The organism is Streptomyces monticola (assembly GCF_042665355.1).
GTDB classification, from domain to species: Bacteria; Actinomycetota; Actinomycetes; order Streptomycetales; family Streptomycetaceae; genus Streptomyces; species Streptomyces monticola.
Map to the genome: position 1 here is coordinate 203,754 of NZ_JBHTCF010000005.1, position 17,489 is coordinate 221,242.

11 protein-coding genes and 1 tRNA gene are annotated in these 17,489 nt (G+C 72.8%); 4 read left to right on the forward strand and 8 right to left on the reverse strand.

What is annotated here, in order from left to right; all coding sequences use genetic code 11:
* Positions 1-154: 154 nt before the first annotated feature.
* The 3 genes from ACFQVC_RS14605 (at position 155) to ACFQVC_RS14615 (ending at position 5,648) form a co-directional block, all read left to right on the forward strand.
* Positions 155-2,071 carry an AMP-dependent synthetase/ligase gene (locus ACFQVC_RS14605; protein ID WP_381830810.1) on the forward strand — a complete coding sequence of 639 codons (1,917 nt, stop codon included), beginning with the start codon at positions 155-157 and terminating at the stop codon, positions 2,069-2,071.
* The gene (locus ACFQVC_RS14610; protein WP_381830811.1) at positions 2,061-3,824 is read left to right on the forward strand and encodes an FAD-dependent oxidoreductase; all 1,764 of its coding nucleotides are present in this window, start codon (positions 2,061-2,063) and stop codon (positions 3,822-3,824) included. The genes ACFQVC_RS14605 and ACFQVC_RS14610 overlap by 11 nt, the downstream gene beginning before the upstream one ends.
* Positions 3,825-3,926: 102 nt before the next feature.
* Positions 3,927-5,648, forward strand: a complete 1,722-nt coding sequence (locus ACFQVC_RS14615; RefSeq protein WP_381830812.1) for a beta/alpha barrel domain-containing protein — start codon at positions 3,927-3,929, stop codon at positions 5,646-5,648.
* On the opposite strand, the gene ACFQVC_RS14620 is transcribed toward ACFQVC_RS14615, so the two are convergent.
* The 8 genes from ACFQVC_RS14620 to ACFQVC_RS14655 form a co-directional block, all read right to left on the reverse strand.
* Positions 5,599-6,468, reverse strand: a complete 870-nt coding sequence (locus tag ACFQVC_RS14620; protein ID WP_381830813.1) for a class F sortase — start codon at positions 6,466-6,468, stop codon at positions 5,599-5,601. The genes ACFQVC_RS14615 and ACFQVC_RS14620 overlap by 50 nt on opposite strands.
* Positions 6,469-6,603: 135 nt before the next feature.
* Entirely contained in the window at positions 6,604-7,164 is a 561-nt protein-coding gene (locus ACFQVC_RS14625; protein ID WP_381830814.1) for a hypothetical protein, read from the reverse strand.
* A gap of 248 nt (positions 7,165-7,412) precedes the next feature.
* Positions 7,413-7,814, reverse strand: coding sequence for a VOC family protein (locus ACFQVC_RS14630; RefSeq protein WP_381830815.1), 402 nt, complete (start codon positions 7,812-7,814; stop codon positions 7,413-7,415).
* 172 nt (positions 7,815-7,986) lie between these two features.
* The gene (locus ACFQVC_RS14635; RefSeq protein ID WP_381830816.1) at positions 7,987-9,585 is read right to left on the reverse strand and encodes a penicillin-binding transpeptidase domain-containing protein; all 1,599 of its coding nucleotides are present in this window, start codon (positions 9,583-9,585) and stop codon (positions 7,987-7,989) included.
* A gap of 315 nt (positions 9,586-9,900) precedes the next feature.
* Positions 9,901-10,692, reverse strand: a complete 792-nt coding sequence (locus ACFQVC_RS14640) for an AfsR/SARP family transcriptional regulator (protein ID WP_381830817.1) — start codon at positions 10,690-10,692, stop codon at positions 9,901-9,903.
* 443 nt (positions 10,693-11,135) lie between these two features.
* Positions 11,136-13,082, reverse strand: coding sequence for a protein kinase domain-containing protein (locus ACFQVC_RS14645; RefSeq protein ID WP_381830818.1), 1,947 nt, complete (start codon positions 13,080-13,082; stop codon positions 11,136-11,138).
* Positions 13,083-13,329: 247 nt separating this feature from the next.
* A complete protein-coding gene (locus ACFQVC_RS14650) occupies positions 13,330-15,099 on the reverse strand; it encodes a protein kinase domain-containing protein (RefSeq protein ID WP_381830819.1) in 1,770 nt (589 codons plus the stop codon).
* Between the two features lie 225 nt (positions 15,100-15,324).
* Positions 15,325-15,400, reverse strand: a tRNA-Arg gene (locus tag ACFQVC_RS14655).
* 308 nt (positions 15,401-15,708) lie between these two features.
* Between ACFQVC_RS14655 and ACFQVC_RS14660 the strand changes: the two genes are divergently transcribed.
* On the forward strand, positions 15,709-17,325 hold the full coding sequence (locus ACFQVC_RS14660; protein WP_381830820.1) for a dynamin family protein: 1,617 nt from the start codon (positions 15,709-15,711) through the stop codon (positions 17,323-17,325).
* Positions 17,326-17,489: the final 164 nt, after the last annotated feature.

Genomic DNA, 17,489 nt, shown 5'->3' on the forward strand with positions numbered 1-17,489 from the left:
CAGAAGTCAGAATATTGCCAGCCCCATTGATTTCTGCTTACGCATCGGTAAGTTGACGGATGCGTAAAGAACTTCGGAATACCTCCCGCACCACCTCCGCACCGCAGTACGGCACGACAGCGAACAGCACCGCACGCCGACAACGGAGCCGATCATGGGCGTACGCAAGGATCTGAAGAGGGCGAAGCAGCGCAGCGATCTGGCGGCTCGCGTCCATACGGAGCTGATCAGGGAAGACGGTGTCGTACGCGAGGTGCGCACCGCGAGCCTCGCGTCCGGCGCCGGCACGGGTTCCACCGCCGACATTCCCTATGCCAACGCCGCCGAAGCGCCCGACGCGGTGATCCTGCGCCGCAAGGAGAACGGCCGCTGGCGGCCCGTCACGGCGGCGGCCTTCGCGCGTGAAGTCACCGCCGCGGCCAAGGGGTTGATCGAGGCAGGACTCGAACCGGGCGGCCGGGTCGCCCTGATGTCGCGCACCCGCTACGAGTGGGCCGTCCTCGACTTCGCCATCTGGGCGGCGGGCGGGCAGACCGTGCCGGTGTACGCCACCTCGTCGGCCGAGCAGATCGAGTGGATCGTCCGGGACTCCGGGGCCCGCTTCGTGATCACGGAGACGGCGGAGAACACCGGGACCGTCCAGACGGCCGTCGCCGGGCTCGCCGAACCGCCGCGCCTGTGGGAGCTGGACTCCGGTGCCGTCCTCGAACTCGCCCATCTGGGCCGGGACATACCCGACGAGGAGGTGGCCAAGCGGCGGGCCGCGCTCACCCCCGACACCATCGCGACCGTCTGCTACACCTCCGGCACCACCGGCCGCCCCAAGGGCTGTGTGCTGACCCACGGCAATCTGCACGCCGAGGCCGCCAACACCGTCGACCTGCTGCACCCGATCTTCAAGGAGGTCACGGGCCAGGTCGCCTCGACGCTGCTCTTCCTGCCGCTCGCGCACATCCTGGGCCGGGTCATCCAGGTCGCCTGCATGCTCGCGCGGATCGAGATCGGGCACTGCCCGAGCATCAAGCCCGATGAACTCCGCCCCGAACTGCGCTCCTTCAAGCCCACCTTCGTGGTCGGCGTGCCCTATCTCTTCGAGAAGATCCACGACACCGGGCGGGCCACCGCGGAGAAGATCGGCCGCGGCTCGTCCTTCGAGCGGGCCGACCGGATCGGGGTGCGCTTCGGCGAGGCCTATCTCGACAAGTTCCTGGGCAAGGGCAAGGGCCCCTCGCTCGGCCTCTATCTGGCCTGGGCGCTCTACGACGTCCTCGTCTACCGCCGGGTCCGCAAGGAGATCGGCGGCAAGCTGCGCTACGCGATCAGCGGCGGCTCCCCCCTCGACCGGCGCCTCAACCTCTTCTTCTACGCCGCCGGGATCATCATCTACGAGGGGTACGGACTGACCGAGACCACCGCCGCCGCCACCATCATCCCGCCGCTCAGCCCGCGACCGGGCACGGTGGGGCTTCCGGTGCCGGGAACGTCGGTGCGGATCGCCGACGACGGCGAGGTACTGATCAAGGGCGGCATCGTCTTCGGCTCGTACTGGAACAACCAGGACGCCACCGAACAGGTCCTGGACGGCGGCTGGTTCGCCACCGGTGACCTCGGCGAGTTCGACGAGGACGGCTATCTGCGGATCACCGGCAGGAAGAAGGACATCCTCGTGACCAGTGGCGGCAAGAACGTGTCCCCGGCCGTCCTGGAGGACCGGCTGCGCAGCCGGCCGCCGATCGGCCAGTGCATCGTCGTCGGCGACAACCGGTCCTTCATCGGCGCGGTCATCACCCTGGAGCCGGACGCGGTCGAGCACTGGCTGTCCGTGCGCAAGGCACCCAGGGACACCCCGATGTCCGAGATGATCAAGGACCCGAGGATGCTCGCCGATGTCCAGCGGGCCGTCGACTACGCCAACGAAGCGGTCTCGCGCGCCGAGTCCATCCGTAAATTCGTCGTCGTGGAGGGCGAGTTCACCGAGGACAACGGGCTGCTCACCCCGTCCCTGAAGATCAAGCGGCATGCGGTGGCGCAGGCGTACGCGCAGCAGATCGAGGCGCTCTATGGGGAGTGAGCCCGCGAGCGCCGCGCACGACTACGACGTGATCGTCGTCGGCTCCGGATTCGGCGGGTCCGTGGCCGCCCTGCGCCTGACCGAGAAGGGCTACAAGGTCGGTGTCCTGGAGGCGGGGCGGCGCTTCGACCGGCAGACCCTGCCGACCAGTTCATGGAAGCTGCGCGACTACCTGTGGGCGCCCCGGCTCGGTCTCTACGGCATCCAGCGCATCCACCTCCTGCGCAACGTGATGGTGCTCGCGGGAGCCGGAGTGGGCGGCGGCTCCCTCAACTACGCCAACACGCTCTACGTACCGCCGGCACCGTTCTTCAACGACCCGCAGTGGGCCGCCATCACCGACTGGCGGGACGAACTCGCCCCCTACTACGAGCAGGCCCGGCGCATGCTCGGCGTACGCCAGAACCCCACCGTCACCGAGGCCGACGAGCTGCTGCGCGAGACCGCCGAGCGGATGGGGGTGGGCGACACCTTCCGCCTGACGCCCGTCGGTGTCTTCTTCGGCGACGGCGAGGACGCCGGCGGCGAGGTGACGGCCGCCCCCGGTACCCGGGTCCCCGACCCCTACTTCGGCGGCGCGGGACCCGCGCGGGTGGCGTGCACCCAGTGCGGCTCCTGCATGACCGGCTGCCGGGTCGGCGCCAAGAACGCCCTCACCGAGAACTATCTCCACCTCGCCGAGCGGGCCGGCGCCGTCATCCACCCGCTGACCACCGCGATCGCCGTACGGGAACAGGAGAACGGCGACGGCTTCGAGATCACCACCGCCCCCACCGGCAGCCGCAGGCGGCGCCGGCAGCGCACCCTCACCGCCGGGCGCGTGGTGCTCGCCGCCGGCACCTACGGCACCCAGACACTTCTGCACACCATGCGGGAACGCCGGCTGCTGCCCCGGATTTCCGGGCGGCTCGGGCGGCTCACCCGCACCAACTCCGAAGCGCTGGTGGGGGCGTTGACCTTCCCGCGCCGCTACCGCAAGGCCCGTGGCACCCGTGCCGAGCCCGACTTCACACGCGGCGTGGCCATCACGTCCTCCATCCACCCCGACCCGAACACCCACATCGAGAACGTCCGCTACGGCAAGGGCTCCAACCTGATGGCGCTGATCTGTGTGCCGCAGTACGCACAGCAGCTGCCCAAGCCGATCGCCGCCGTCCTCGCCTTCGCCCGCCACCCGCTCCTGGTGGCCCGCACCGCCACCACCTACCGCTGGTCGGAGCGGACCATCATCGGCCTGGTCATGCAGAGCCACGACAACTCCCTCACCACCAGGCTCGGCAGACGCGGCACACTCACCGCCGAACAGGGCCACGGCACCCCCAACCCGGTGCACATCCCCGAGGGCTGGGAGGCGGCCGGGCTGCTCGCCGAGCGGATCGGCGGCTTCGCGGGCACGAACCTGGGGGAGCTGGTGAACCGGCCCCTGACCGCGCACTTCCTGGGCGGCTGCCCGATCGGTGAGGACGCGGACACCGGGGTCATCGACCCCTACCACCGCCTCTACGGCCACCCAGGGATCTCGGTCGTCGACGGCTCGGCCGTCTCCGCGAACCTCGGCGTCAATCCCTCGCTCACCATCACGGCGCAGGCGGAGCGGGCGATGTCCCTGTGGCCCAACAAGGGAGAGGCCGACCCGCGCCCGGCCCCGGGTCAGCGCTACCGCCGCCTCGCCCCGGTCCCGCCCCGTGCGCCGGTGGTGCCGAAGGGTGCCTACGGGGAACTGCGGCTCGACTCGGGACCGAAGTCACCCTAGGCCGGGCCCTTCGGCGGGGCCTGTGCGCCCGGCCGTGCCGAAGACTGGTCACGTGAACCTACGGAACCGTAGGTTCGAGACCGGTGAGCGGTGAGGTAGCAGATGGCGACGACGGCCGACGGGGCACTGCCCCGGATCATCCAGGGCGGCATGGGCGTCGGCGTCTCCGGCTGGCGCCTCGCCCGCGCCGTCTCCCGCACGGGGCAGCTCGGCGTCGTCTCCGGCACCGCACTCGACGCGGTCCTGGTCCGCCGGCTCCAGCTCGGCGACCCCGACGGCTCGGTGCGCCGGGCCCTCGCGGCCTTCCCCGTACCGGAGTTGGCGCGGGCCGTCGTGGACCGCTTCCACGTGGAGGGCGGCCTGCGCCCCGGCGAGCGGTTCCGCACCGAGCCCATGCTGCGCGTCGAACGCGGCGAGCCGGCCGAACTCCTCACCGTGCTCGGCAACTTCGTCGAGGTCTGGCTCGCCAAGGAGGGCCACGACGGCCAGGTCGGCGTCAACTACCTGGAAAAGATCCAACTGGCCATCGCCCCCGCCCTGTTCGGCGCGATCCTCGCGGGCGTCGACCAGGTACTGGTGGGCGCGGGAGTCCCCGCATACGTCCCCGAACTGGCCACTCGCCTCGCGCGGGGCGAGTGCGCCACGGTAAAGATCACGGTCGACGGCGACGAGAACCCCCACCCTTACGTCTTCGACCCGACCCCTTACGTCCCGACCCCTTACGTCCCGACCCCGACCCCGGCCCCGGCCACCTCAGGCCCCGACGGCCTGGCGGCCGGCCCCCACGCCCCGGCCGCCCCTGCGCCGACGGACCTTCCGGCCCCCGCCACCATGCCCACCGACCCGGCCCCGGCCCCCGATCCCTCCGCCCCGGCTGCGTCCGTCCCTGAACCGGCGGGCGCCACGGGCCCCGGCGTCGCCCGCTGTGGCCCCGGCACGGTCGCAGGCGACCCGGCCTCGGCCGGAACCCTCCCCGCCCCCGCGAACCTTCGCCGTCCGGGTGTTCTTGCCATCGTCTCGCTGCCCGTGCTCGCCGCCTATCTCGCGCGCGACGAGGCCACCCGGCCCGACGGGTTCGTCATCGAGACGCATGGTGCCGGCGGCCACAGTGCGCCGCCCCGTGGCGCCCTGCGGCTCGACGGTGACGGGGAGCCCGTCTACGGGCCGCGCGACCATCCCGACCTCGCGAAGATGGCCGCCCTCGGCATCCCCTATTGGCTCGCGGGCGGCGCCGCCCACCCCGCGCGGCTCGCCGAGGCCAGGGCCGCGGGGGCGGCCGGAGTGCAGGTGGGCAGCGCCTTCGCCCTGTGCGAGCAGTCCGGGCTCGACGAGGGACTGCGGAGCGAACTGCGGGACCGGGCCCGCGCCGGCACGCTGCGGGTGCGCAACGACCCGGCCGCGTCCCCGACCGGCTTCCCCTTCAAGGTCGCCGACCTGCCCGGCACCCTCGCCCGCCCGGAGGTACGCGCGGCCCGCGGCCGTGTCTGCGACCTCGGCTATCTGCGTACCCCCTACCGCACCCCCAAGGGCACGATCGGCTACCGCTGCCCCGCCGAACCCGAGGCGGCGTACGCCCGCAAGGGCGGTGACGAGGCCGCCACCGAGGGCCGCCTGTGCCTGTGCAACGGCCTGCTCGCCGCCGTCGGCCTCGGCCAGACCCGGCCGGGCGGCGCCGTCGAGCCGCCCGTCGTCACCCTCGGCCAGGACCTGGACTTCCTCACGGACCTCAGCCCGGACGGAGCTCCCTACGGCGCACAGGACGTGGTGGAGTGGCTCACCAACTCGGCACCGGTGACGGCGGTGACGGCGGTGACGGCGGGGTAAGGGGCGTGGGGCTCCAGCTCGGGGCCGGTGAAGGCGGGGCGACGGCAGTCGGCGACCAGCTCGGGGCCGGTGAAGGCGGGGCGACGGCAGTCGGCGACCAGCTCGGGGCCGGTGAAGGCGGGGCGACGGCAGTCGGCGACCAGCTCGGGGCCGGTGACGGCGACGCCGCCGTGGGCTCCCGTACATCCGTGAGCCGTGCGTACACCACCGTGTTGCCCTGATAGCCGCCCGTCGCCCGCGTATACGTGCCCCCGCAAGTGATCACCCGCAGCTCGGGCCGGTCGGACTGGCCGTACACCTTGGCGTCCGGGAAGGCATCGCCCGGCACGAGCTCGACGTTGTCCACGGTGAACACCGCGGTCCGCCCGTCCTCCCGGTCCACCTCGACCGTCTGCCCCGGCCGCACCGCGCCGAGCCGGTAGAACACGGCAGGACCCGTCGCCGAGTCCAGATGGCCCGCGGTGACCGCCGTGCCCACGGCACCCGGCGAGGTGCCGTCCTGGAACCAGCCCGCCAGCTGCGGCACATCGGCCGGCGGCACATCGAGGCTGCCGTCGGGGAGCAGGCTCAGACCCATCAGCGGCGCCTCCACCTGGATCGCCGGAATCCGGATCCGCACCGGCCGGGACGCGGGCAGCGGTGCGATCGTGCCGCCCGCACCGACCGACCGCGCGTCACCCGCCGCGGGCGGTCGCGGCGGCTGCTCCTGGGCCCGTACGCCCTCGGCCATCATCCAGGCGCCGATGAGCACACCGAGCGTGGTCAGGCCGGCGAGCGGGGCCTTGACCCGGGGGAGTACGCGATACGAAGAGGAGGCCACGGGCTCACTTCCGTAGGTACGGCTACTTCCGTAGGTACGGCGGTACGGCTACTTCCGTAGGTACGGCTACTGCTTGGTGGCGGGCCGTCGCCCGCCGCCACCACGGATGACCCGGGCAGCGGCGGAGAGCGCCGTTCAGCTGTGGCTGCCGCGGCCGCGCCGGCGCCGTATCAGCCAGGTACCGCCGAGCCCCGCGGTCAGGGCGAGCGCGGCGCCACCGGCGATCTGCACCGTGGTGTCCTCGCCCGCACCGCCGCCCAGGCCACCTCTGACCTGGCCGCTCGGTGTGGTGGGCCGGACGCTCGGCGAAGGGCTGCTGGACGGGGTGGTGCTGCTGACCGTGACCCGCTGGGAACCGGCCGACGCACCGCCCGTGCACACCACCGCAACCGTGTACGTGCCTGGACTGACGCCCTGCCATGAGGCGCTCTGGCTGGCGCTCCCACCGGCAAGGTCGACCTGCTCGCCCCCGGCGAAGCTGGCGTTCCCGTTGCCCATCAGCGAGGCCTTGCCGCCGTTGGGGCAGGACGTGGTGGTGACCTGCACCATCGAGCCGGTGGCGGAGACGTTGATACCGGCCGTCGCGGTCGGGGCTGCCGCTGCCGCGGGGCTCGCGGCCAGGGCGAGCGGGGCGGCGACGGCGGCGACGGCGGCGACGGTCAGACCGGAGCGCAGGGATATTCGAGTCGTACGCATGAGCATGTCCTCCACCGAAGCCCGGGAGGCAGCACCCCCAAGGTGCCGCCGGATCTGGGTGGGTCCCGTGCTCCGTGGCTTAGAGCCAATGCGCTCGGCGCCCCGCGCGCATGCGCTGGGCGCCGAGGGGTCCCTGTGCGGGTGATGTGCTCCGCCGGATGGCCGCACAGGGCGTTCAGCCGTACGGGCCCACGCCGACGCCACCCCCGGGGGCCGACCCGGGCCCCCGGCGTGGCTGCCGTACGCCGCTACGAGGAGGCCGCCCCGGCGTGGCTGCCGTACGGCGCGGAGATGACCTCCATGCCGTGGCCCGCGGGGTCCATGAAGTAGACGCCGCGGCCGCCGTGGTTGTGGTTGATCTCCCCGGGCTGCTTGCCGTGCGGATCGGCCCAGTACTCGATCCCGGCCGCCTCGATCCGCTCGAAGACGCCGTCGAACTCCTCCTCGGTGACGAGGAAGGCGTAGTGCTGCATGACGATCGACTCCGGCGGGACGGACGCGAAGTCCAGGGTGACGCCGTTGCCGGTCTCGACGGGGACGAAGGGTCCCCATTCGGTGCCGGTCCTCAGACCGAGGATGTGCGCCAGGAACTCGGCGGAGGCCCGGTTGTCACGGGCGTGAATGATGGTGTGGTTGAACTCGGCTGACACGGTGGAATGCCTCCACGGGCATCTCACGGGCACCTCCACGCTCACCTGGCCGGTGACCAACGCGCGATGCCGTGCCGGGGATCTTAGGGAGCGGGGGCACGGGGGGCCACCCCTTTTTTCCCGCGAGGGACGGCGGCGGCGTGGGCGCCGCCGCCGTCCAACTCCCCGCCCGCTACGCCAAGTTCCGCAGAAACCGTGCCGCGACCGGCCCCGCGTCCGAGCCGCCCGAGCCGCCGTCCTCCAGGAACACCGACCACGCCAGGTCGTCCCGCCCCTGGTAACCGATCATCCAGGCGTGTGTCCTGGGCGGCTTCGCCGTGCCGTACTCCGCCGTCCCCGTCTTCGCGTGCGGCTCGCCCGGCACCCCGCGCAGCGCGTGCCCCGCCCCCTCGGTGACCGTGGCGCGCATCATCTCGCGCAGTCCGCTCAGCACCTCGGGGCCGAGCCGGGACGGCGCCGCGTGCCGGTTCTTCACCTGCCCGGGCACCAGCACCGGCTGCTTGAACGTGCCGTCCTTCACCGTCGCCGCGATGGACGCCATCACCAGCGGCGAGGCCTCCACCCTGGCCTGGCCGAGTGCGGCGGCGGCCAGTTCGTTGTCGGTGCGGGGCACGGGGACGGACCCGGAGTAGCCACCGGCCCCCGTGTCCCAGTGGCCGCCGATCCCGAACGCCTTCGCCGTCTCGGGCAGTACGGACCCCGCCACCCGGTCACGGGCGCCGACGAAGAAGGTGTTGCAGGAGTGGGCGAAGGAGTCCCTGAACGTCGAACCCGCGGGCAGCGTGAACCGGTTCTGGTTCTCGAAGCGCTGCCCGTCGACCTCCGCGAACTTCGGGCACGCCGCCGCGTCCCCGGGCCCGAGCCCCGACTTGAGCAGCGCCGCCGCCGTCACGACCTTGAACGTCGACCCCGGCGGATACTGGCCGGCGAGCCCCCGATTGAGCCCCGTTCCGGGCTTGTTGGCGACGGCTAGCACATGCCCGGTGGACGGCTCGACGGCCACGATCGCCGCGTTCTTGCCGACGCCCTCCAGAGCGTCGGCGGCCGCCTCCTGCACCTTCGGGTCGATGGTGGTCCGTATCGGCGTGCCCTCGCGCCCGCCCTTGCGTCTGCCCTCGCCCGTCGGGGCGAGGTCCGTGACCGGCCGGCCCGAGGCGCGGTCGGCGATCACCACGGCCCGGCCGGAGCCGCCGCCCGACAACTCCTTGTCGTAGCGCGCCTCCAGGCCCGATATGCCCTTGCCGTCGCCGTCCACCAGGCCCCGCAGCGAGGGCGCGCGCAGGTCGTCGCCCTCGGCGTCCAGAACAGGGGCGCGGCGGCCGGACGACTTCAGGGCGAGCGTCTGGCCCGGCGCGAGTTCCGGGTGCACGAGCGGTGTCCCGAAGGCCACGGTCCACGTGCCCGAACGCTTCACGACCGAGGCCCGGGAGTTGTACGCGAGCTCCCCGGCGGACGGGATGCCGAGCCGTACCCGGAACGGCACGCTGACCTCGCCCGAGTCCCGCTTCTCGCCCGCCGCGGCGACGAGTTCGGCCCGCTCCGGCTTCAGATTGGTCATGACGGACCTGATCAGGGACTCGGCCCCCGCGGGAGTGTCCGTGAACTTCCCGGCGAGCGCCGGCTTGTTCTCGGCCCAGGCGTCCAGGAACTTCTGCACCTGCTCGCGCGCGGCGGCCACTTCCGCGTCCTGCGCGCCGTCGCTGCCGTCGCCGCCGCCGAACGCCACCTGGTACGCCCCGTAGCCGCCACCGCCGAGCACGGCGAGCGCCACGACGACGGCGGCGGTGGTACGAGCCCGGAGGCGGCGCCGCTTTCGTGGTGGCGGTTCGCCCGGCACATCCAGGTGCGGGCCGTCGTATAGGTCGCATGGGTCACTGGGCCCGCATGGGTCACTGGGTCCGCATGGGTCACTGGGTCCGCATGAGTCACTGTGTCCGCATGGGTCACTGTGTCCGCATGGGTCACTGGGCCCGCATGGGTCACTGGGCCGGCATGGGTCATATGGGTCGTTATGCACCATGCCGGGGACGCTAGGTGCTGCCGCTCTCGTCACGCTCTCGGCCGCCTTTCCATACCGGCAGGTGCCTCAGCAGGAGGCCGGCGCGGGCAGCAGCGCCCGGTCCTGGCGCAGGATCGCCCGCTCCAGCTCCACAAGCCGGGCCCCGGGAGAGATCCCCAACTCCTGGTCGAGCAGCGCCCGCACGCGGCGGAACGCGGCCAGGGCCTCCGCCTGCCGGCCCGCCTGGTAGAGCGCCAGCATCAGCTCGGCGTGCAGGCTCTCCCGGAACGGATGCTGCGCCACCAGGTCCGACAGCTCCCCGATCACCCGCGCGTGGCGGCCGAGTTCGACCTCCAGGGAGATCCGCTGCTCCAGCGCCGCGAGCCGCTCCTCCTCCAGGCGCGTGGCCCTGGCCCGCAGCGCGCTGCCGGAGACATCGGCGAGCGCGGGCCCCCGCCACAGGGCCAGGGCCTCCTCCCACCGCTCCACGGCCGGCTCCCGCAGCCCTTCCCTGTGCAGCTCCTTGGCCTCGGCCGCCTTCGTACGGAACTCGGCCACGTCGGACGTGCAGGCCGAGCGGTCCAGCTGGTAGCCCGCCGGATAGGTGACGAAGGCGGTCCTGTCCGCGTCGGCGGGTTCGAGGGCGCGCCGCAGCCGCCACATCGCGGTCTGCAGCTGCCCGGAGGCGGTGCGGGGCGGCTCGTCGCCCCAGATGTCCTTGACGAGCCGTTCGACCGGGACGACCTCGCCGAGCGAGAGGGCGAGCGAGGCGAGCAGTCTGCGCTGCCGCTCCCCGCAGATCGCGAGGCCGCCCCCGCCGGTGGCGGCGGTCACGGGGCCGAGCAGGGAGACGGTGATGCGGGCAGGCGAAGTCGGCATGGCGGTACGGGCGTTGATGAGAGTCCCCCCGGGTTCGGGTGCCGAGCACACGCGGGGCCGGGGCCGGCCCCGGTCGGGGGCGGCCCCGCGGGTCGGACCGCTCTGGTCGGCGCGGCCCGGCAGGGAAGGATGCGCGTGATCGTGTCGCTTTGGTCGAATTTTTCTTCCGCGCGACAGTACGTAGGGAAAATCCGGAAGGTCAAATGATGGACGTTTTGTGACCCTGCGTACGTATGGCTGTCCTGAACGGCGGCCCCGAACGGCAGCCTTGTGCGCCGGTCCCGTACGCCGGTCCCGTACGCCGGGCCTGTACGTCGGTCCTGTACGCCGGTCCCGTACGCCGGTCCTGTACGCCGGTCCTGTGCACCGCCCCCCGAGAAGCCTCACACCCGTGCCGGACGCCTCACACCCGTGCCGGACGCCTCACACCCGTGCCGGACGCCTCACACCCGTGAGTACGCGAGCACCTGCCCGTCGGGAAACTCCCGCATCAGCTGTCCGTTCATCATCCGCAGGACCGACGACGTACCCGTGACGCACGCCCCGGACGAGGCCGCCCGGTCGAGCGCGGGCGGTGCGAGACGGATGTCACCGCCCTCCTCGCCCGCGGAGACCAGGTCCATGCCCGCCTCGCAGTGCTCGCCCGCCCCGTCGGAGACCAGCCTGGCGGCGGGGCTGCCCACCGCCTCCTGCGTGACGGTCATCCGCTGGGTGCCGCCGCTCGCCAGCTTCCGTTGCCAGGTGCCGATCAGCTCCCGCGGCAGCTTCTCCGGACCGGCGATCTTGCGCAGCACCGCGGTGCGTCCCGCCGCCTCCCAGCGCAGTGCGTCCGCGCCCTCCAGGACGAGGGTGTGCGCGCCGAGCGCCGAGCAGTTGCCGGCGGGAACGCTGCGGACCACCTTGGTGTCGAGCCGCAGCGAACTGCCGCCGGCCGCCTTGCCCGCCAGCTTGCCGTCGCTCTTGCACTCGTAGTCCTTGCCGAGGCTGATGCTGTTGGCGACCACCTCGCCGTACTGGCCCTCGGTGATGACGAAGCGGCGGTACTGCCCGGTGGGCTGCCCGTCGCGCTGCACCTCTCCCGCCCAGGTGCCGACGAATCCGCCCGGCACATCGGACGCGGTCCCGCCGTCCGCGCCGCGCTGTTCGTCCCCGCCGAGCGGTACGAGTCCCGCCGCCGACGCGGCGAAGATCCCGCCGGCCACGACGGCGAGCGCGGCGATACCGGCCGCGATCCGCCGCCCGGTGCGCCTGGGCGGGGGAGCGGGCTCATAAGTCGCCGCCGCCATCGCCCCGGGCCCGTGCTCCGGGCTGTACTCATGGCCGGGCTGCGGGCCGTGCTCAAGGCCGGGCTGTACGGGCAGGTGTACGGTGCCCGGCTCGGGCGTCGCGGCCGGCACCGCCGTGGCCCGTGGCGGCGTGTCCGTATCGAGCAACTGCACGGCGTGGCGCCCCAGTTCGGCGATGAGCTGGGCGGGCAGCCACGGCGGTGTCGAGGTGCCGGTGGCCACCGGCTGCACCCGCCCGACGACCTCCTCGGGCGCGGGCCTGGCCGCCGGGTCCTTGGCGAGACACTCGGCGATCAGGGTGCGCAGCGGCTCCTCGACCCCCTCCAGGTCCGGCTCCTCCTGCGCGATCTTGAACATCACCGCGTGCACACCGCCGGAACCGCCGCCGCCGAACGGGGGCCGCCCGGTGGCCGCGAACGCGAGCAGCGCGCCCATGCAGAACACATCACTGGCCGGCGTCACCTGCTCGCCCCTGATCTGCTCCGGCGACATGAAACTGGGCGAGCCGACCACCATGCCGGCGCTGGTCAGCGTGGACTCGGGCACCGAGTCCAGGGCGCGGGCGATACCGAAGTCGATGACGCGCGGCCCGTCGATGGTGACGAGGACGTTCGACGGCTTGAGGTCGCGGTGCACAAGTCCCGCGCCGTGGATGTCGAGCAGGGCGCTGGAGAGGCCGTAGGCGAGGGTGCGTACGGACAGCGCGGGCAGGGGGCCGTGGCTCCGCGAGACGACGTACTCGAGCGAGGGCCCGGCGATATAGCCGGTGGCCACCCAGGGAGTGGTGGCCTCGGTGTCGGCGTCCAGCACCGGCGCCGTCCACCGGTCGCCCACCCGGCGGGCCGCGGCGACCTCCTGCCGGAACCGCTCGCGGAACTCCGGCTCGGCGGCCAGCTCCGCCTTGATGAGCTTGACGGCGACGGTCCGCCCGCCCTCCGAACGCGCCAGGTACACCCGGCCCATCCCGCCGGCCCCGAGCAGATCGAACAGCCGGTAGGGGCCGATATGTCCGCCGCCGGGGCCCTCGCCGCCGCCGCTGCCACCGCCGTTGCCGCCGCTTCCGAACGCGGCCTCGTCCGGAGTCTGCGCCGCGTGGCCTGCCATGTGGGGTCCCCCTTGGTTCGACATACGCCTCCACTCTCGGCGATGAAGGTCACGAGTCGGCACCCGGGGGGCTTCTGTTTGATGGGAATGGCGGCGGCGGGCCTCAGGTCCTGTCGATGGGAGCGGCGGCAGGGTTGACGGGAAGCGGGCCTCAGGTCCTGTCGATGGGAGCGGCGGCAGGGTTGACGGGAAGCGGGCCTCAGGTCCTGTCGATGGGAGCGGCGGCAGGGTTGACGGGAAGCGGGCCTCAGGTCCTGCTGCGCAGCGCCGCCCAGGTGTTGGTCCCCACTTCGCCGTCGACCGCCAGGCCGCGGGAGCTCTGGAACTTCTTCACCGCGGCCCGGGTGTCGTCCCCGAACTGCCCGTCCACGCCCGCGCCCCCGATCCCGTAACCCCGCTTGCTGAGCATGCACTGCACCTGCACCACGCGCTGCCCCTTGTCGCCGTAGCGGGTGATCTCGGTGCCGGAGTAGTACGTGCACTGGGAGATCCACGGCGGTACGGCGGGCTTGGACGGGCTCGGCTTCGGGGGCGAGCTCGGTGAACTTCCCCCGCCTCCCGGCTTTTCGGTGGCGCTGGGCGTGGGCCGGTCGTCGGCGCCGCTCGCACTCGCGGACCGGCTCGCGTCCGGCCGCGCCGACTCGTCGCCCTGCCCCTTCTCGGAGGAATCGGAGGAACCGGAGGAAGAGGGCGACGACAGGCCGGAGGCGCCGGTGGGTCCGGGCGCGGCGCTCTCGCTCACCGAACTCCCGGGCGTGGCACGCGCGTTGTCGTTCCTGGAGCCACCGCCCGGCCCGCCCTCATCGCCCTGGCCGGTGAGCAGAAAGGCCGTCAGGGCCACGGCGCACACGGTGAATGAGGCGCCGACGGTGACGTACAGCCGCCGCTTGCGGCCGCGCGGGGCGGCGGCGGGGGAGCCGGACCGCTGCGGCACGGTCTGCACGGGGGTGGGCATGGGCGGCGGGGAGGCGGGAGCGGGCGTCGGCGTGGCCACGGCCCCCGCCCCCATACCGGCAGCCGCGCCCGCGCCCGCAGCCGCTCCCGGCGTCCGCAAATGCACGGTCTGCTCCACGGGAACCCGGGTGAGGACCTCGTACGCCCCCTGCCGTGCCAGGACCTGGGAGTTCAGCGGCTCCTGCCAGTGCCCGGGCCCCGGCCGGGCCGCCGCCGCTTCGACGAGCTGCCCCGGAGAGGGCCGCAGGGCGGGGTCCTTGGCCAGGCAGGCGGAGAGCAGATCGGCCAAGTCCGGGTCGGCGGCGACGAGTTCCTCGATCACATCGCCGTAGGGCTCCTCGAACGCCACCCGGTGCATGACGTCCACACCGGTGCCGTCGCCGAACGGCGCCCGGCCGGTGGCGGCGAAGACCAGGGTGCAGGCGAGCGAGAACACATCGGACACGACATCGGCCCGCCCGTCCCGCAGCCGCTCGGGCGACATGTACGCCGGTGTGCCGACGGCCTTGCCGGTGGTGGTGATCGAGCTGGCGTCCGCGGCCTGCGAGATCCCGAAGTCGATCACGTACGAGCCGTGCGCGGCCAGGATCACGTTGGAGGGCTTCAGGTCACGGTGTACGACCTGGGCCGCGGTCAGCTCGTCGAGCGCACGGCCCAGCTCGCCCACGAGCCACCACACACCGGGGGCCCGGAGCGGCCCGAACTCGTGCACGGCCTCCGACAGACTGGGTCCGGGCAGATACTCGGTGGCCATCCACAGCAGGTCGTCGGACCCGGTGTGCAGCAGCCGCGGCGCATGGGGACTCCGGACCCGCGCGAGCACGGCCGCCTCCCGCTCGAAGCGCCGCCGGAACTCGGCGTTCTCCGCGTACTCCGGTCTGATCACCTTGACCGCGGCGAGCCCGTCACGCCCGTCCGCCGGCCGCGCGAGATACACCCGGCCCATGCCGCCGCTGCCCAGATGCCCGAGCGGTACGTACGGTCCGATCCGCGCGGGATCCCCGCTCCGCAGCCGCCCCGCACCGGCCCGCGCAAGCGCCTCCTCGACGTCCTGCCCCGGCATGACACCCCCGTACCTCCGGCCCAGCCTCTGGACCCTCCACCCGGCCGGCCGAGGCTATCGCAGCCACCCGCCCCACCCGGCGCCGCGATCCATATCGCCCTCGGGCCACGGCGGTCGCCGAAGCGACAGGCATCCCGCACGGGCAGCCCGGACCAGGGGCACTCGGCCCGGACGGCGGGGAAGGGGCGAGCCCGGAGAGAACCTCTCCGGCGCCGACTTTCTGTATGGCGCCCCCGGCAGGACTCGAACCTGCGGCCAAGCGCTTAGAAGGCGCCTGCTCTATCCACTGAGCTACGGGGGCCGGGTGGTGGCCGGTGGCCTGGAGCCCGGGTGTGGGGCAGATCCGTGACCTTGCCGGGGACAAGGATAGGGCTCCTGGGTCCTTGTCCCTGTTGCTTCGCCTCCGCGGCACGATGTGGAGGTTCGGTGAAGCGGTCCTGATAATCGCAGGCAGGTACGAATCCTGCAGCGCTTTTCGCGTCTCGCGCCCCGGGTGTTGTGCACTCGTTATGCCTGCGCCCCAGTCGTCCCGTCTGTCTCGAGTGTCCGATCGGCGCGCAGAAAGGCCATATCCTTCAGAAAGCCGTCAAAATTGGGCATTCTTCGCATGTGGTGACCTTGGACGTACGGCCTCAGCTGCTCGATGCACTCTCCGCCCTGCGCGACCGTGTCGCCGCCGCGCGCTTTCCGCTCCCACTGGCGGGCGCGCCACGCGCGCGTGCCAACCGGGACGAGCTCCTTGCACAGCTTGACGATTATCTCGTGCCCCGGCTGCGGCAGCCCGAAGCGCCGCTGCTCGTCGTCATCGGGGGATCGACGGGAGCCGGCAAGTCGACGCTGGTCAACTCCCTTGTGGGGCGGCAGGTCAGCGAGGCGGGGGTGCTGCGGCCGACGACGCGGACGCCGGTACTCGTGTGCAATCCCGAAGACCACCAGTGGTTCGCGGGACTGCGCGTACTGCCCGACCTCACGCGCGTATGGGTGCCACAACAGGACGAGCCGCAGAGTGGCAGGAACGCCGCGGCGCCACCGGCCGAGGAGCCGGGTGAGGGCGTCCTGCGCATCGAGACGGCGGCCACGCTGCCGCGCGGTCTCGCTCTTCTGGACGCACCCGATATCGACTCCCTGGTCGCCGAGAACCGCGAACTCGCTGCCGAGCTGATCTGTGCCGCCGACGTCTGGGTGATGGTGACGACCGCCGCGCGGTACGCCGACGCCGTGCCCTGGCACCTGCTGCGTACGGCCAAGGAGTACGACGTGAGCCTCGTGTCGGTGCTCGACCGGGTGCCGCACCAGGTCGTCGCCGAGGTGTCCCGGCAGTACGGCGCGCTGCTCGCCAAGGCCGGGCTCGGCGAAGTGCCCCGGTTCACGATCCCCGAACTGCCCGAGTCCGCGGGCGGCGGCGGGCTCCTGCCGGCCACCGCGGTGGCTCCGCTGCGCGCCTGGCTCACCCATCGCGCCCAGGACCCGGCCGCCCGCGCCCACGCGATGAGCCGCACCGCGTCCGGTCTGCTCACCTCCCTGAACTCCCGGATGCCGGAGCTCGCCGGTGCCGTCGCCGCCCAGTACGCGGCCTCGCTGCGTCTGACGGCCGTCGTCGAAGAGGCGTACAGCAGCGAGCACGCGCGCGTGCGGGGCCGTTTGCAGGCCGGCGGCGTGCTCGCGGGCAGTGCCCTCAGCCGCTGGCGCAGCTACCCGCTGGACTGCGGCGCGGGCGAACTCCTCGACGCGCTGGTGGAGAGCCTGGGCGCGCTGCTCCTGTGCTCGGTCTCCGCGGCCGACCAGCGTGTCGACGAGGCCTGGCGGCGCGAGCCCGCCGCGGGCGCCGGCGAACTCACCGACGGGGAGCCCGACGCGGAGAGCGCCGAGCACCGGATCGGTCTGGCGGTCCGCCGATGGCGGCGGGTCCTTGAGGAGTACGCCGAGGACGAGGTCCGCGGCCTGGAGAATCCGCCGGACACCGAGGTGGTGGCAGCGCTGCTCGCCACGGCCCTGCTCGGCGGCCGGAGGGCCCGCTCCGCAGGAGAGACGCTCGCCGAGCGGATCGGCGCCCACGGCGCGCTCAAGCTGCGCGACCGGGGCGGGCGCCTGCTCACCTCGTACGTGGAGAACGTCCTGTGGGCCGAACGTGACCGCAGGCTCGCACCGCTGGACGCCCTCGACGTCCAAGCGGAACCGCAGGCGGAACTCATCGCCGCGCTGTCCGTACTGCAGAAGGAGAGGTGACCGCGGTGACTGCCGTCACTGACCACACCAGCGGGCAGGAGCCCACCGAACACCCGGAGTCCGCCGGGCACACCGAGCCCGTCGCGCACACCGAGTCCGCCGCCGCGGCCACCACACAGGACGGCGGCCCTGCACGCGAGCAGGACGAAAACGGCTCCCACGCG

What these genes read in the sequence shown, in the direction of transcription:
- ACFQVC_RS14605 (WP_381830810.1), top strand. Translation starts at nt 155, where the DNA reads ATGGGCGTACGCAAGGATCTGAAGAGGGCGAAGCAGCGCAGCGATCTG.
- ACFQVC_RS14610 (WP_381830811.1), top strand. Translation starts at nt 2,061, where the DNA reads ATGGGGAGTGAGCCCGCGAGCGCCGCGCACGACTACGACGTGATCGTC.
- ACFQVC_RS14615 (WP_381830812.1), top strand. Translation starts at nt 3,927, where the DNA reads ATGGCGACGACGGCCGACGGGGCACTGCCCCGGATCATCCAGGGCGGC.
- ACFQVC_RS14625 (WP_381830814.1), bottom strand. Translation starts at nt 7,164, where the DNA reads ATGCGTACGACTCGAATATCCCTGCGCTCCGGTCTGACCGTCGCCGCC.
- ACFQVC_RS14640 (WP_381830817.1), bottom strand. Translation starts at nt 10,692, where the DNA reads ATGCCGACTTCGCCTGCCCGCATCACCGTCTCCCTGCTCGGCCCCGTG.
- ACFQVC_RS14645 (WP_381830818.1), bottom strand. Translation starts at nt 13,082, where the DNA reads ATGGCAGGCCACGCGGCGCAGACTCCGGACGAGGCCGCGTTCGGAAGC.
- ACFQVC_RS14650 (WP_381830819.1), bottom strand. Translation starts at nt 15,099, where the DNA reads ATGCCGGGGCAGGACGTCGAGGAGGCGCTTGCGCGGGCCGGTGCGGGG.